Below are 14,731 nucleotides of genomic sequence, written 5' to 3' on the forward strand. Positions count from 1 at the left end.
ATGAAGCCTCCATCGCCCTGCAGTTCGGCGTCTCCCGCACGCCCGTCCGGGAAGCACTGCATATCCTGTGCGGCCGCGGGCTGGCCGAGCGCGAGCCCTATAAGGGCGTGGTCGTGACGCAGATTTCCACGGAGCGCATCGACGAGATGTTCGAGGCGATGGCCGAGCTCGAGGCGACCTGCGGCCGGCTCTCCTCACACCGGATGACGATGCGGGAGCGGGCCGAACTCGAAAGCCTGCACCGCCAGATGAATGCGCTGGCCGACGATGGCGACCTCGATGGCTACACCGAGCTCAACACGCAGTTTCACAGCCTGCTCTTCCAGGGCAGCCATAACAGCGACCTGATCGCGGTTGCCCAGACGCTACGGCTGAAGCTCGCGCCCTTCCGCAAATTCCAGCTCAAGGACAAGGGACGCATCAAGCGCTCCTGCCGCGAGCATCAGCAGATCGTCGACGCGATCCTGGATCAGGACGCCAAGACTGCGGAAAACGCGCTGCGCCGCCATCTCGTCTCGGCGGCCCAGGAAGTCCTGATCAAACGGCAGCGTCAGGAAGACGAGGCCGTCGCCAAGAATGCGCTCTGACGCGCTCTGAAAGGTACGTTCCAAATGACTGATAGCATTGAGAAAGAGGCGATCTGTGCGGTGATCGCCACGATGCAGGCGGCCTGGAACCGCGGCGATTTCGCGGGCTATATGGCTGGCTTCGCCAATCCCGATGTGATCTTCGTCTCGCGCGGCCGCATCCAGAAGGACTGGCAGGGAACGCTCGACCATTACATCGCCGATTATGGCGGCGGGCCGGGTTCGCAGGGCGAGCTCGCCTTTTCGAACATCCGCATCGAGATGCTGGGGCCCGATGCCGCCCAGTTGATCAGCGACTACAAGCTGGTGCGCGCGGCGGGTAACCAGACCGGCGTCAACACCCGCCTGATGCGCAAGCGCGACAATGGATGGGTCATCGCCCTCAACCACGTCTCGCAGATCGAAAGCAACACGCAGGCGGGAAAGGCCCCTGGGAACTAACCCGGATGCGGCCGACCGTCGGAGCCGAGCACGGGTCGCGGCGTGAACAGCGCCGCGCCGCCCAGCCGAGTGTCACGCAGCCAGTACGGTAACAGGCGTTCCGGGGGCGACGCGTGCGTAGAGATGCACGATATCCTGATTGATCATCCGGATGCAGCCCGACGAGACGTTGGTGCCAACACTGTAGGGCTCCAGAGTGCCGTGAATTCGGTAGCCAAGATCCCGACCTTCCCCGAAAAGATACAGGGTACGCGCGCCCAGCGGACTATTGGGGCCACCGCGCACGCCAAGGCCCCTCGGCGTCTTCTCGAGCTGGGCCTTGATGGCTGGCTCACGCTCAATCATTTCGCGGGGCGGAACCCAATCGGGCCAGTCCCGCTTCATGTTGACCCGCGCCAAGCCGGACCAGGCGAAGCCCTCACGTCCAACACCGACGCCGTAGCGGGTCGCAACGCGGGGCGTTTCGACGAAATAGAGATGGTAAGAGGCCGGATCGGCGATGATCGAGCCCGGGGCCTCCTCTCGCGTAAGCTCGACGGTCTGGCGCAGATAGGCCGGATCAACCTTTCGATAATCCACCGTCCGGACCGCAAACCGCTCACCTGGATAATCCGTATAGACTTCGGCGTAGATCGGCCGCGCCAATGTACGCGTCGGGCTCGCTCTGGCTGGGGAAACAGCCGGCAGGCCGACGCTGCTTCTCGTGCCGCATCCCGCGAGCCCGRCAGCGGCAAAGGTCAAGGCAGACATGGTAAAGCAACGGCGGGTCGGCATGGATGTCTCTCAGGCAAGGCTTTGGAGAAACATGGACTTAGATCGTTAGGGCGACGTTAAGCCGACTCAGGAGGGCGAAGCCGCTGTGGAGCGAGGAGGCGGAAGCTGAAGAACCAAGCCTCCAGCCAGCTTGCCGCCCAAGGCATCGCACGCTATTCCCGGTTGAATACAGCGCCTCGATGCCGATCCGGCATCCCGGCATTGCACGTCCGACGCTTCATCGGCTTGCGGGAGGATAGTCATGAGATCGCGCGTCCCGGCTCTTCTCCTCGCCTTGTTGCTTGCGCCGCTGATGGCGACGTCCGGCCATGCCGAGCGGATCGTCACGGACCAGCTAGGGCGGACGGTGACGCTGCCCGACACTGTCTCGCGGGCCGTCGTGCTCCAGCACCAGACGCTCAATCTCGTCGTCCAGATGAACGCGACCGGCAAGCTCGCCGGCATCCTCGACCAGTGGAAGCAGCAGCTCGGCGCGAACTATGTCCGCCTTGCTCCCGAGCTCGCAAAATTGCCGATGCCGGGCGGCCTGACCAAGCTCAATATCGAGGCCCTGCTGCAGCTGAAGCCCGACGCGGTCTTCGTCACCAACTACGCGCCGGCGGAGATGATCGGCCAGATCGAGAAGGCCGGCATTCCCGTCATCGCGATCTCGCTGCTGAGCGCACCGCCGGGCGAGGCGACCAAGGTCAGCCCCGTCGTCGCCGATGAGCAGGCGGCCTATGAGAGCGGTTTCGCCGAGGGCGTCAGGCTGGTCGGTACCGTGCTCGACCGCAAGGACGAGGCCGAGGCGCTGGTCGCCTATGCCCAGGCCAAGCGCAAGCTGGTCGCACAGCGGCTCGCTTCGGTCGCGCCGGGGCAGCGCGTCAGCGCCTATATGGCCAATCCCGACCTCAACACCTATGGCTCGGGCAAATATACCGGCATCATGATGAACCGTGCCGGCGCGGCCAATGTCGCCGCCGCCTTGCAGGGCTTCAAGCAGGTGACGATGGAGGATGTCCTGAAATGGAATCCCGCCGTCATCTTCGTGCAGGAGCGCTATCCTGAGGTGGTCGAGGAGATCCGGCGCGCCCCGGCCTGGCAGCCGATCGAGGCGGTCAAGGCGGGCCGCATCTACCTGATGCCGGAATATGCCAAGGCCTGGGGCTATCCCATGCCCGAGGCGATGGCGCTGGGCGAGCTCTGGATGGCCAAGAAGCTCTATCCCGACCGCTTCGCCGATATCGACATGCAGGCCGAGGCGGACGCCTATTACAGGCGCTTCTACCGCACCGGCTACGATTCTTTCCATTGACGGCGGGGGCCGACCGCCGCGTGGCGCGCACAAGACGTCGCGCCGCCCCCGGCCTTGTTCTGGCGCTTCTTGCAGGCGCGCTCGTGCTCGTCCTGCTGGTCTCGCTCGGCATCGGCCGCTACGGCATTTCACCGGCCCGTGTCGGGCAGATCCTGCTCGCATTCGACGGCACGGATGCGATCGAGCGCCATGTCGTGCTGACGGTCAGGCTGCCGCGCGTCCTGACCGCGCTTGCGGCCGGGGCGGGGCTGGCCCTGTGCGGGGCGGCGCTGCAAGGGGTGTTCCGCAACCCGCTGGTCGGCCCGCATATCATCGGCGTCTCGACCGGGGCGGCCTTCGGCGGCACGCTCGCGATCCTGCTGAGCGGGCCGCGCGGGCTCCTGCTGCTGCTCGCCTTTCTCTTCGGCATGCTGGCCCTGCTGATGGTCTACGCGCTGAACGCGCTGGTGGCGCGGCGCAACATGCTGGTCCTGGTGCTGGCGGGCGTCGTCGTCAGCGGCTTCTTCGGCGCCCTGGTGAGCCTGGTGCAATATCTCGCCGACGCCGAGGAGAAGCTGCCGCGCATCGTGTTCTGGCTGCTCGGCTCCTTCGCCACCGCCGATTACGACAAGCTCGCGCTGATGCTGGGGCTGCTTGCGCCGGGCGCCGTCCTGCTCCTGCTGCTGCGCTGGCGCATCAACATCCTGTCGCTGGGCGAGGAGGAGGCACGGGCGCTCGGCGTCCGGACCGAGCCGACGCGCTGGCTCGTGCTGACGCTGATCGGGCTGATCGTCTCGGCCCAGGTCGCGGTCAGCGGCGTGATCGGCTGGATCGGCCTCGTCATCCCGCATCTGGCGCGGATGCTGGTCGGCCCCGACCATCGCGCCCTCATGCCGGCGGCGATGCTTGCCGGCGGTCTGCTCATGGTGCTGGTCGACGATGTCGCGCGCAGCTTGAGCCAGAGCGAGATCCCGCTCGGCATCCTGACGGCGCTGATCGGCGCGCCTGTCTTCGCCCTCGTCTTCCTGCGCGCCACCGGCTCGGAGCGCGGCCATGGCTGAACCCCGCATCCGGGCCGAGCAGGCCGGCCATTCCTATGACGGCCGGCGCTGGCAGTTCCGCGCGCTCGACCTGACGGTTTCTGCGGGCGAGATCGTCGCGGTGCTCGGCCCCAACGGGCGCGGAAAATCCACGCTRCTGCGCGCCATCGCCGGGCTGATCGCGCCCAATGCCGGCCGCATCGCGGTCGGGGACGCCGTCGGCTTCGTGCCGCAGGCCTTCATGCCGGCCTTTTCCTACAGCGCGTTCGAGATCGTGCTGATGGGGCGAACGCGGCATGCCCCGCTGCTGCGGGCACCCGGCCGACGCGACCGCGAGATCGCGGCCGCCTGCCTCGCCGAACTCGGCATCGCGGCGCTGGCGGAACGCGCCTTCACGTCGCTCTCCGGCGGTGAGCGGCAGCTCGTCCTGATCGCCCAGGCGCTCGCCGGCGAAACACCGATCCTGCTGCTCGACGAGCCCGCCGCCGCGCTCGACCTGCACCATCAGGACGAGGTCATGGCGCTGATCCGCACCATCTGCGACGACCGGCAGCTCGCAGTGCTGTTCACGACGCATCATCCCGACCACGCCCTCGCCATCGCCGACCGGGTGCTGCTGATGGGCGACGACGAACGGCATCTGATCGGCCCCACGGCCGAGACGATGACGGAGGCCCATCTCGCGGAACTCTACAAGGTGCCGGTGCGCCTTCTGCGCTTTACAGCCGAGGGCCGGGAACTGACTGCCTTCGCCCCGGTTTTCCGCAGTCAGGTCTTGCGCAGCCGGGTCTTGTGCGACCAGGTCTTGCGCGACCAAGTCTTGCACGGCGGCAAGCCGGTTCCGGGAGACCGCCATGCCAAGTGAGGTCGCCGCCGCCGATCCCGTCAGGCTCTATGCCGCGGGCAGCCTGCGCCGCGCTTTCGGGGAGATTCTGCCGCTGTTCGAGCAGGCCCACGCGATCCGTGTGGAGGCGCTCTTCGGCCCGGCCGGACTGCTGCGCCAGCGCATCGAAGCCGGCGCGGCGCCCGATGTCTTCGCGTCCGCCAATCTGGACCATCCCCGCCGATTGTTCGAAGCTGGCCTGTTCGACGAGCCGATCTGCTTTGCCCGCAATCCGTTCTGTGCGGTCGTCCGCCGTAATTTCGGCATCCAATCCGCCGGGCTGATCGACGCCATGCTCAATCCGGCGCTCATGCTCGCGACCTCGACGCCGGGCGCCGACCCATCGGGCGATTATGCCGAGATGGTCTTCGCGCGGATCGACCGGCTGCGGCCGGGCGCCGGCGCGCTGCTTGCCGCCAAGGCTCGCCGGCTGCTCGGCGGCGGCTTTGCGTCAGAGGTTCCGGCGGGGCGCGCGCCGGCCGCATGGCTGATCGAGACGGGACAGGCCGATATCGTCCTCGGCTACCAATCCGGCACATGGGGGCTTGATCCCTCCGGCCCCTGCGCGCCCGTCGATCTGCCCCAGGGCTGCGCGGTGACGGCGTCCTATGGTCTGGCCGTCGCGCGCGGGACCGGGCAGCGCGGGTATGGGCTTGCTGCCTTCCTGACAGGCGGTGAGGCCGGGGCGCTGCTCTATCGCAATGGCTTCATCGCCCCCAACCACGTTTCGCAGAGCCAGACCATCCACACCGGTGCGAAGGCACCGGCTCGCGAGTGAAAGGATGAGCCGGAGCATGTCTCACGGCACCACCCTGCCCTGTCGCCATTGATACGCCGCGGCGCCCGCGACAGGTCGCGGTCAGGGTCGGGCAAGGGCCAGCCTCGCACGAGCGGAAAGCGTTTTTTCACGCGCTGAAAGCCGGCCCCTATCAGACCCAATGGCAGCGGCGGATGCGCCTGCCAAAGCTGTCGCGATGCACACGGCAGAGCTGGCGCCGATGGCGGCGGTGATGTCTGCGATGCTGCGGCGGGCGGTGATGCCGGCGATCCCAATCCGAACCACGCTGTTGGGCCCAATCCAATGGCGTTCCGTCCGGAAGCGTCAGATCAGACAGATCTGCGTTTGGCGCCTCGGGCGCCTGGAGCCGTGGGGCGGCCTGCGCGCCCTGGGGCCGCAAAGCGAGGGCCAGGCCAAGACTCATGCCCAGAAATCCGGTGAGGAATGCCCGGCGTTCCGCCTCCTGATGCGAGCCAGTGGCCTCACACAGTGCCATTGAGCTCGAGGCGGCCTGATCTGCCGCCTCCTCGGGAACGCGTGGGGAACACGTGGCCGCCCGATTTGTTCGGCACTGAGGCTCACGAAGACGATGCGGTCAAACCATAAGAGCCTTGTTCACGTTGATGGCGCAGCGATCTCAACCGTGCTCATGGCGTGTCGGTATGTGTCCAGTTGCAGCGTCATGTCCACGCGGTCCATGCCCGGCGCAAAGCCGTCCGGTACGCGGGTGGTTTCGACGAAGCTATAATGCGCGAAGAACCCGCAACTATACTGGGTGGTCTCGATGATCACCGTCTCGAACACCGGTTCCGCGGCGATCTGCGCCAAGCGTTCGCTCAGCAGGCGCTCGCCCAGCCGTCGACCGTGCAGGTCGCCCCGCACCATGCCCCAGCATAGGAAGGCGACCGAGGGGTCTTCGCCCCCGCCGGCATAGCCGCCGCAGCCCAGCGCCTCGCCGTCCATCGACTCCAGCATGAAATAGGGCCCCGGCATGTCGTCGAGAAAGGTGAGGAAATCGGGCCTCTCGGCCGCTGCGAAGTAGCGGGGCACATTGCTCTCGAACAGCGCCAGCCCGAGTTCACGGTCCTCCATCCGCCACGGGCGCAGGCGCAACCTGGCGCCCGGTGCGTTCGGGTTCAATTGGGCGTGACGGATCCTGGACATGAGCAAACCTCAACCGTGAAGACAGGCCTCGCCGCGCACTGACACCCGTGGACGGCGAAATCGTACAGGGCCAGTCGATAATGGCGCGTGTTTGTCGGCCGCATCGCTCAACTCATCCTGCCCCACAGCTATTGCTGGCCTCCCGAAAACGGGGCCCCGAGAATCGCGCATCCGGCCGGCCGAGGGATTGATGGTGGCGATGATGCCGGTGTCGCCGATCTCGGCAGACAGGAGCGACCGAGGTGGCGTAGCGTGGTCCGCCTCTGCCAGGGTCGAACGCCCCCCAGGCTCGAAACCCCGCCCGCCGCCCCCCTCTTTGACCGGCGCTCGGAATAATGGCCATGGTCGCCGTGAGCTAGGAGCCCCTGCCCATGTCTTCCCTGCCCAAGCCTTGCCTGCCCAAGTCTTCCGTGACCAGGCCTTCCCCGCCATGACCCAGCACGTCCTCCTCGCCGGCAGCACCGGACTGGTCGGCAGCCTTGTCCGGGCCCGRCTCGCCGCACGTCCCGACATCGATCTCGTCAGCCTCGTGCGCCGTGGAGCGTCCGCGTCCGGGCATGAGGTCGATTTCGAGCAGCTCTACGAAACGCCCGAGGCGTTCCTGAAGCCACTTGCGCCCGACGGCATCGACGTCGCGATATCCTGTCTCGGCACGACCATCCGCACGGCGGGGTCGCAGCCGGCCATGTTCCGCGTCGACCATGATTATGTGCTCGCCGTCGCCCGGGCTGCGCGAGCGCTTGGGGCCCGGCAGTTCATCCTGGTGACCGCCGTGGGCGCCGGCGGCCCCGGCTTCTACCTGCAGACCAAGGGCGCCATCGAGCGGGCGGTCACCGATCTCGGCTTTGCGCGGGTCGACCTGATCCGGCCCGGTTTCCTTCTCGGCGGGCGCGCGGAGCGGCGCGTCTGGGAGGCGATCGGCCAGCGCATCTTCGCGGCGCTCACCCCGATCATGCTCGGCCCGCTGTCCCGCTACGGGGCCATCCCTGCGGAAACGGTGGCGGACGCGATCGTCACGCTCATCGGCAATGCCGCGCCCGGCCGGCACCTGCACGAGAACGCCGAGATGCGTCGGCTTTCCCAGGCGACGCGAGTCAGCGGATAGAGGCGGGCCACGCCGCCCCGTGAACGCCATCCGGGTCGCCCCGCGGCAGTGTCAGCATCTGCCGCAATGTCGGAGATGGCTGCCAGGCTGACACGCCATCGTCATGCCTGTGGGATCTCTGCCGATCCACTCCACAGGTCGAAGCCCGCTGACCCCATGCAATTCAGTTTCGTTGAGCCCAGCGATCCATCGGCGCCGCCACTGATCCTGCTCCACGGCTCCGGGGGCAACGAAACGGACATGCTTCCCGTCGCGGCAGCTGCAGCTCCGAGCGCGGCTGCATTCTCGCTGCGCGGGGCGGTCGCATGGGAGGGCGGCCATGCATTCTTCAGGCGCCTGCCCGATCGAAGCATCGACGAAGACAGCATCCGGGCCGAAGCGCCGGCTCTCGGAGCCTTCATGGCAGAGATCGTCGCAAGGCATCCTGGCCGGAGCAAACCGATCCTGGTCGGGTTCTCTAACGGCGCGATCATGACTGCCGCCCTGGTGATGCTCTTTCCCGATCTGGTCAGGGGAGCCGCGCTGCTGCGCCCGCTTTCGCCGTTCGCGACGCCAGGGGAAACACGATTGCCGGCCACGCCGGTGCTCGTCGTCGATGCGACCCATGATGCTCGCAGGCGGGCGGAAGACGGTATCGAGATGGCGGCGCAACTGCGTCGCGCAGGGGCGATTGTCGATCACCAGAGCCTGAATTCCAGCCACGCCCTGACCGGTGATGATCTCGCACTGCTGCGCGGCTGGTTGGCGAAGGTCGTTTGACGTCCGCTAAGGGGCCGAAAGTCCCCGTTGGCCTCCGTGGCCGGAGACGCCGGCCGATCGGCTCCAGACACTGCCCCCTTGAGGTCCTGGCCAAGACCCTGTCCGGTTCGAGCGCAGAAACCGCCGGCACTGGCTGCCCGCTAGCGCCCTCCCCAGCCGACCTGATTACCAAGAACTGGCGCACGCTCGTTCGCGCCGGAGAGAAGATCCGTTCCGACGAGGACGGGCGCCGCTCGGAGATCGACGCGGCAGTGCTGGCCGGCTGCTTGCAAGCGCGAAACGTCTGGAGTGAGTGATTGCTGACGCTGTCGAGAAGCACTAGCCTCTTGCGACGTCGTCCAGCGTTCGTGGAAATGAAGTGCCAGCAGTCACCATCACCGCGGCGATGGCCCACCGGTTGAGCCACTTCGTCGGTTGAATCCCTCGTAGACGCACGCCGATCGCGCGTCGAAGCGCGACGCCGAGCAGAAGGAGCCCTCCCATGCTTGAGCTCTTGTTCTGCTCGCTTCTGACGATCCTGCCCGACTACCTGTTTCGCCGCTACGGTCAGGGCCGTCGGATCGGCAAGGAGATCACGCTCTTCTCGGTCTGGTTCGAACTGCGCTGGGGCATCACGGCTTGCGCGATGCTGACCGTCGGGTTGATCACGGTGGTCTTCTACAATCATCCCTCGACCACGAACGCGACCCTGTTCTTCAGGGCCGTGCCGATCATGCCGGAGAACAGGGGAAAGGTCGCCGAGGTCTTTGTCGGGCTCAGTGGCAGGGTCGAAAAGGGCGCGCCGATCTTCCGTCTCGACAGCAGCGCGCAGGAAGCGGCAGCCGAGACCGCCCGCCGCAGGATTGCCGAGACCGAGGCAGCGCTTGTTGTCGCCCGGTCCGACCTCGCCTCGAGTGAATCCAAGATCCAGGAGGCGAGGAGCGACCTCCAGCAGGCACAGGACGAACTGCGGACCAAGCAGGAATTGATGCGACGGAACGCGAATGTCGTCGCGCAGCGTGAGATCGAGAGGCTGGAGGTCCGCGTCGCCGGGCGAGAAGCCGCTGTGAACTCGGCAGCCGCGGCGCGCGATACCGCGCAGATCCGGATCTCGACGCAGCTTCCGGCAGAGAGGGATAGTGCCCAGGCGGACCTGGCTTTGGCCCAGATCGATATCGACAAGACGGTGATCCGGGCCGGCTTCACCGGCCGTGTCGAACAATTTGCGCTTCGTGCCGGCGATCTCGTCAACCCGAACATGCGCGCGGGCGGCGTCCTGATCCCCGAGGAGGCCGGGCGCTCCTCCCTGCAGGCCGGCTTCTCCCAGATCGAGGCGCAGATCATGAAGGTCGGCATGGTTGCCGAGGCCACCTGCGTCTCAAAGCCCTGGGTCATCATTCCGATGGTGGTGACCGGGCTGCAGGATTTTATCGCAGCTGGGCAGTTTCGCGGCGGCGAGCAGCTGATCGATGTTCAGCAAATTGCCAAGCCCGGCACGATCCTGACATTTCTCGAGCCGCTCTATCCCGATGGGCTCGACGGCGTGACGCCGGGCAGCAGCTGTATCGTCAATGCCTATTCGAGCAACCATGATCGCATCGAGGCGAAGGACACCGGCTCAGTCAAAAGGGTCGCTCTGCATGCGGTCGACGCGGTCGGGCTCGTTCATGCCATGATCCTGAGGATCCAGGCGCTGCTGCTACCGATTCRGACACTGGTTTTCTCCGGACACTGATCCGGCAGCGCAAACCGCCGATCGGCGCCCTTACGGTTTCCGTCGAGCGGACATCAGAAACTCTCCGCGCCCGACAGGTGGAAACGCCGCGGCGCTGCATGGATCCGGTTTCCGCGCGTGAGGGCCGCTGAGTGATACTCGCGCCTGTACCTGTTGGGCGCGCATTGGAGCTCTACCCGAAAGCTGACATTCCTGATCGTGGGGGTGACTGCTGCTCCCGACCCAACAGAGACGTTTGCGGCGAGGCCGGTGACGGACGAAGTTTGGCTAGGCCCGACCCTCAGAATGTCCCTTCCTGGGGCATCGAAGCGCCAATGGATCCGTGCGCTACTGCCCCAAGGTACAGTAGCACGCAGCCCTGCTATCCCGGTAAATCGGCGCGGCCGCCATTTTGAATAAATTCTTAAGGTGCCCGCGGAGGCCCATGGGCACGAGGTGCGGCCACAAGCATCATCCTGGAGGGTCGGACATGAAGATTGGTCGACGCGAATGGCTTGGTCTCTCTGCGAGTATCGCCATGCTGACCGGGGCGAGTCTCCCTGCGATAGCGCAGCAACCTCAGCCCCAGCAGCAACAGCGGCCTAACATACTCGTGATCATGGGCGACGACGTAGGCTGGTTCAATGTCGGGGCCTACCACCGGGGTATCATGTCCGGGAAGACGCCCAACCTCGACAGGCTGGCGGCGCAGGGAATGATGTTCACGGATTACTATGCCGAAGCCAGTTGTACCGCCGGCAGGGCAAGTTTCATCACCGGCGAAATCCCCTTGCGCACGGGTTTGACCACCGTTGGACAAGCGGGTGCGGATGTCGGCATGCCGGCCCAGGCAGCGACGATCGCCAGCGCTCTGAAAACTCAGGGATATGCCACCGGCCAGTTCGGAAAGAACCATCTGGGCGACCTGAACAAGTTCCTGCCGACATTGCACGGCTTCGACGAGTTCTTCGGCTACCTCTACCACCTCGACGCGATGTCCGATCCGTTCTGGTATTCGTTCCCGGACGAGCAGTCCTATCGCGACAAGGTCGGCCCCCGCAACTTGGTGCATACCTTTGCCACAACCGTGGACGACGCGACCGAGATGCCGCGCTGGGGCAAGGTCGGCAAGCAGAGGATCGTGGACGAGGGACCTCTGGCGCCCTACCCCAACATGGCCAACGTGCCAAACATGCACGACATCACGCCGAAGGCTAAATACGACATGACGACCTTCGACGAAATACTGGTCAAGTCGTCATGTGACTTCATGGACAAGGCCAAGGCTGACAAGAAGCCGTACTTTGTCTGGCACAACACGACGCGCATGCATGTCTGGACCTTCCTGTCGCCGAAATATCAGTCGCTGATGAACAGCAATACCAATTACGGCCTTGAAGAGGCGGGCATGGCGCAGCTCGATGACGGCGTCGGCGCCCTTTTGAAATGCGTGGAGGATTCAGGCCAGGCGGATAACACGATCGTCATCTTCACCACCGACAACGGTGCCGAAGTCTTCACTTGGCCCGATGGCGGGATGACCCCGTTCAAGGGGACCAAGGGAACGGTCATGGAAGGCGGCTTCCGGGCGCCCGCGATCATTCGCTGGCCGGGCAAGGTCAAGTCTGGCACGGTCGAAAACGGGATCTTTTCGGCGCTGGACTGGTTCCCGACGCTCCTGGCTGCGGCCGGCAATAGCGACATCACCGGCCAGCTCCTGAAGGGCGTGGCGTTGGGCGAGAGGACCTACAAGAACCATCTCGACGGCTACAACCAGATCGATCTGCTCCAAGGCAACGGTCCGTCCGCACGGCATGAGTTCTTCTATTTCGGCGGTCCGCAACTCGGCGCCGTTCGGATCGACAACTTCAAGTACCAGTTCTTCCAGCAGCCGCAGGGTTGGCCCGGCGCGAAGGTCACCACCGACATGCCGACCATGGTCAATATCCGCCAGGACCCGTTCGAACGAACCCCGTCGATCGGCGGGCAGAGCCTCAATGACCTGGGTGGCGGCTATATGAACGACTTCTACGCCCGGGAGTTCTGGCGGTTCGTCTCCGTTCAGGACGAAGTCGCCAAACTGGCTCGTACTGCGATTGACTACCCACCGATGCAGGACCCGGCCTCGTTCAATCTGGAAGCCGTAAAACGGCAAATCGATCAGGCGATCAAGAACAAGCCCGGGAACTAAAGCATCGGCCCGAAAGTGGATTGCGGTTTTCGGGGCAAAGCCGACGCAAAGACAAAGGGTTAGATCATCGGACCCGATACGATATCCGGTCCGATGATCCAAGGAAACGCGAAGCAAGTGGCGGGCAGCTCCGAGCGAGCCGCCCGTCTTTTTTGCGGTCGCGGCCGGTAGCCACCGGTGCTGGGCGGATCGCCCGCGCAGATCGGGGATGCCGTGGAGATTGCCCTCGAACATCATCTCGGCCTGGAGATTTGCATCGAAGCCATGCGGCAGACGGGCGAAGCCATGATCGCGCTTCAAGCAGACCAGCCTCGGCGGCCTGGAGTGAACCGGCCGAAGGGCCGAGCCTGATGCCGCGTCAAGTGCTTATCGTGAGGTGCCGGAGGTCCAAGGCAGGGCTGGCTCCAACGAAGGGCTTGCGTCATTTTCCATGCAGTAGCCGGTGCGCCCTCGCGGGGCACGTTCACGCTCAACCAGGATCTGATCGATGCTAGTGGATGACTTCCGTTCGGATACGGTCACACGCCCCGATGAGCGGATGCGGGCTGCCATGGCTACGGCCGAGGTTGGCGACGCCGTCTATGACGACTGCCCGACCACCAGTCGCCTGGAAGCGATGGTCGCCGAGCGATTGGGAAAGGAAGCCGCCCTTTTCTTCCCCACCGGCACGCAAGCGAACCTCGCCGGGCTGATGGCCCATTGCGGCCGCGGCGATGAATATCTCGTTGGCCAGATGGCTCACACCTATCGGCTCGAGGGCGGCGGCGCCGCAGTCCTCGGCTCGATCCAGCCGCAGCCCTTGCCCAACGAGGCTGATGGGACGATCGCGCTGGACGCCATTGCGAACGCGATCAAGCCGGACGACTTTCACTTCGCGGTCACGCGGCTGCTGGCGCTGGAAAACACCTTCAACGGCCTGGTCCTGCCCGACGCCTACCTGCAGGCCGCAACGCACCTCGCCCGCTCGCGCGGGCTTGCGACGCATCTGGACGGCGCCCGACTGATGAATGCCGCGGCGGCGAGCGGTCGGGACGCGGCCTGGATCGCAGCGCAGTTCGACACCCTGTCCCTGTGTCTCTCCAAAGGGCTGGGCGCGCCGGTCGGCTCCGTCCTCGTCGGCCCCAGAGACTTCATCGAAAAGTCCCGCCGGATCAGGAAAATGCTGGGCGGCGGCATGCGTCAGACCGGCGTGCTCGCCGCGGCCGCGATCTACGCCCTGGAGCACAATGTCACGCGGCTTACTGACGATCATCGGCGCGCCGCAGCTCTTGCGACCGTGCTGGCGCGTTTTCCCGAGCTTGGCGCGGGACCGTCACGCACGAACATGGTGTTCATGACCCCCAAGGGACTCGACACCAGCGCTTTCGTCGCCTTTCTGCGCGGTCGCGGCATCGCCGTCGGCGGGCGCTACGGAACGCTGCGTTGGGTGACCCATCTCGATGTGGATGACGCGTCCGTCGCGCGGGTTGCCGAGGCCTGCGAGGTCTTCTTCGACAGGCAAAGCGCGCCTGCCGGCTTGAGAGCTCAGGCCTGAGGGTCAGGCGCCGGTCGCAGGATTGCGGGCGGCGTCAAGCTGACCTGCCACGCAGGGTCGCGATCGACGCTGTCGTCAGCGAACGAGACGAGCCGCATTCCAGGACCATTCGCCCAAAAAGAGACCCGCCATGGCGGCGGGTCCAGATTGGGAGGGTGTGCGACCTTACCGTGAGCGCCTGCCGGTCCGTCTGTGACCGAAGTCACAGAGCCGGCGATTGCCGGGTTGCTTGACCTGCTCGATGCTGATGCGGACGGGTTGCACTTCCTTGCCATGCCGGTGAAGCAGATGCTGCGCATCATCCCTTATGACGCGCCGCTGGGTGTTTGGGTTGGGGCTCTGATCTGCTCTTGCGTGTACTTTCGCGAAGCGGCTGCGCTTTACGTTCTGGCCCTGCGAGAACGGACTTCAAGCTGGATTGGAAGCGACGGCCAAGGTCAGAGCCACCGCGGACGAGACCCCGGCGAGATAGTGGGTGCATGCTCGCGATCCAGGCAAGGCCGGTGCGA

At 65.5% G+C, this 14,731-nt stretch carries 13 protein-coding genes and 1 pseudogene; 12 read left to right on the forward strand and 2 right to left on the reverse strand.

The window, feature by feature from the left end; all coding sequences use genetic code 11:
• Positions 1-587: GntR family transcriptional regulator (locus AC1DRP_RS19760; RefSeq protein ID WP_476769334.1), on the forward strand; the 587-nt coding region annotated here is incomplete at its 5' end.
• A gap of 24 nt (positions 588-611) precedes the next feature.
• Entirely contained in the window at positions 612-1,028 is a 417-nt protein-coding gene (locus tag AC1DRP_RS19765; RefSeq protein ID WP_441507361.1) for a nuclear transport factor 2 family protein, read from the forward strand.
• 72 nt (positions 1,029-1,100) lie between these two features.
• Here AC1DRP_RS19765 and AC1DRP_RS19770 read toward each other — a convergent pair whose 3' ends face one another.
• A complete protein-coding gene (locus AC1DRP_RS19770) occupies positions 1,101-1,802 on the reverse strand; it encodes a L,D-transpeptidase (RefSeq protein ID WP_476769335.1) in 702 nt (233 codons plus the stop codon).
• Between the two features lie 241 nt (positions 1,803-2,043).
• On the opposite strand from AC1DRP_RS19770, the gene AC1DRP_RS19775 reads away from it, so the two are divergent.
• Genes AC1DRP_RS19775 through AC1DRP_RS19790 form a run of 4 tightly spaced genes read left to right on the forward strand, consistent with a single transcriptional unit; the run spans position 2,044 to position 5,776 of the window.
• Entirely contained in the window at positions 2,044-3,096 is a 1,053-nt protein-coding gene (locus AC1DRP_RS19775) for an ABC transporter substrate-binding protein (protein WP_441507359.1), read from the forward strand.
• Positions 3,097-3,116: 20 nt separating this feature from the next.
• Complete coding sequence (locus AC1DRP_RS19780) at positions 3,117-4,136, forward strand: FecCD family ABC transporter permease (RefSeq protein WP_476769336.1); 1,020 nt, start codon at positions 3,117-3,119, stop codon at positions 4,134-4,136.
• Positions 4,129-4,980, forward strand: coding sequence for an ABC transporter ATP-binding protein (locus AC1DRP_RS19785; protein WP_441507357.1), 852 nt, complete (start codon positions 4,129-4,131; stop codon positions 4,978-4,980). The genes AC1DRP_RS19780 and AC1DRP_RS19785 overlap by 8 nt, the downstream gene beginning before the upstream one ends.
• On the forward strand, positions 4,970-5,776 hold the full coding sequence (locus tag AC1DRP_RS19790; RefSeq protein WP_441507356.1) for a substrate-binding domain-containing protein: 807 nt from the start codon (positions 4,970-4,972) through the stop codon (positions 5,774-5,776). Before AC1DRP_RS19785 ends, AC1DRP_RS19790 begins: the two co-directional genes overlap by 11 nt.
• Before the next feature lie 615 nt (positions 5,777-6,391).
• On the opposite strand, the gene AC1DRP_RS19795 is transcribed toward AC1DRP_RS19790, so the two are convergent.
• Positions 6,392-6,940 carry a GNAT family N-acetyltransferase gene (locus tag AC1DRP_RS19795; protein ID WP_441507355.1) on the reverse strand — a complete coding sequence of 183 codons (549 nt, stop codon included), beginning with the start codon at positions 6,938-6,940 and terminating at the stop codon, positions 6,392-6,394.
• A gap of 430 nt (positions 6,941-7,370) precedes the next feature.
• Between AC1DRP_RS19795 and AC1DRP_RS19800 the strand changes: the two genes are divergently transcribed.
• From AC1DRP_RS19800 to ltaE, 6 genes and pseudogenes are all read left to right on the forward strand, one after another.
• Entirely contained in the window at positions 7,371-8,045 is a 675-nt protein-coding gene (locus AC1DRP_RS19800) for an NAD(P)H-binding protein (RefSeq protein WP_441507354.1), read from the forward strand.
• 156 nt (positions 8,046-8,201) lie between these two features.
• Positions 8,202-8,804 (forward strand): alpha/beta hydrolase, encoded by a 603-nt coding sequence (locus tag AC1DRP_RS19805; RefSeq protein WP_476769337.1) that lies wholly within the window; start codon positions 8,202-8,204, stop codon positions 8,802-8,804.
• 481 nt (positions 8,805-9,285) lie between these two features.
• Positions 9,286-10,518 carry an HlyD family secretion protein gene (locus AC1DRP_RS19810; RefSeq protein WP_476769338.1) on the forward strand — a complete coding sequence of 411 codons (1,233 nt, stop codon included), beginning with the start codon at positions 9,286-9,288 and terminating at the stop codon, positions 10,516-10,518.
• 517 nt (positions 10,519-11,035) lie between these two features.
• Complete coding sequence (locus AC1DRP_RS19815; protein ID WP_441507351.1) at positions 11,036-12,688, forward strand: arylsulfatase; 1,653 nt, start codon at positions 11,036-11,038, stop codon at positions 12,686-12,688.
• Positions 12,689-12,865: 177 nt separating this feature from the next.
• Positions 12,866-13,016: pseudogene (locus AC1DRP_RS19820) on the forward strand (L-serine ammonia-lyase); the annotation flags it as partial.
• Between the two features lie 159 nt (positions 13,017-13,175).
• Positions 13,176-14,222 (forward strand): low-specificity L-threonine aldolase, encoded by a 1,047-nt coding sequence (gene ltaE / locus AC1DRP_RS19825; protein ID WP_441507350.1) that lies wholly within the window; start codon positions 13,176-13,178, stop codon positions 14,220-14,222.
• The last annotated feature ends 509 nt before the right edge of the window (positions 14,223-14,731 follow it).

It is taken from the genome of Allobosea sp. 01N443 (genome assembly GCF_056399325.1).

Coding starts and splice junctions, on each gene's coding strand:
- AC1DRP_RS19765 (WP_441507361.1), top strand. CDS start 612: ATGACTGATAGCATTGAGAAAGAGGCGATCTGTGCGGTGATCGCCACG.
- AC1DRP_RS19775 (WP_441507359.1), top strand. CDS start 2,044: ATGAGATCGCGCGTCCCGGCTCTTCTCCTCGCCTTGTTGCTTGCGCCG.
- AC1DRP_RS19790 (WP_441507356.1), top strand. CDS start 4,970: ATGCCAAGTGAGGTCGCCGCCGCCGATCCCGTCAGGCTCTATGCCGCG.
- AC1DRP_RS19795 (WP_441507355.1), bottom strand. CDS start 6,940: ATGTCCAGGATCCGTCACGCCCAATTGAACCCGAACGCACCGGGCGCC.
- AC1DRP_RS19805 (WP_476769337.1), top strand. CDS start 8,202: ATGCAATTCAGTTTCGTTGAGCCCAGCGATCCATCGGCGCCGCCACTG.
- AC1DRP_RS19815 (WP_441507351.1), top strand. CDS start 11,036: ATGCTGACCGGGGCGAGTCTCCCTGCGATAGCGCAGCAACCTCAGCCC.
- ltaE (WP_441507350.1), top strand. CDS start 13,176: ATGCTAGTGGATGACTTCCGTTCGGATACGGTCACACGCCCCGATGAG.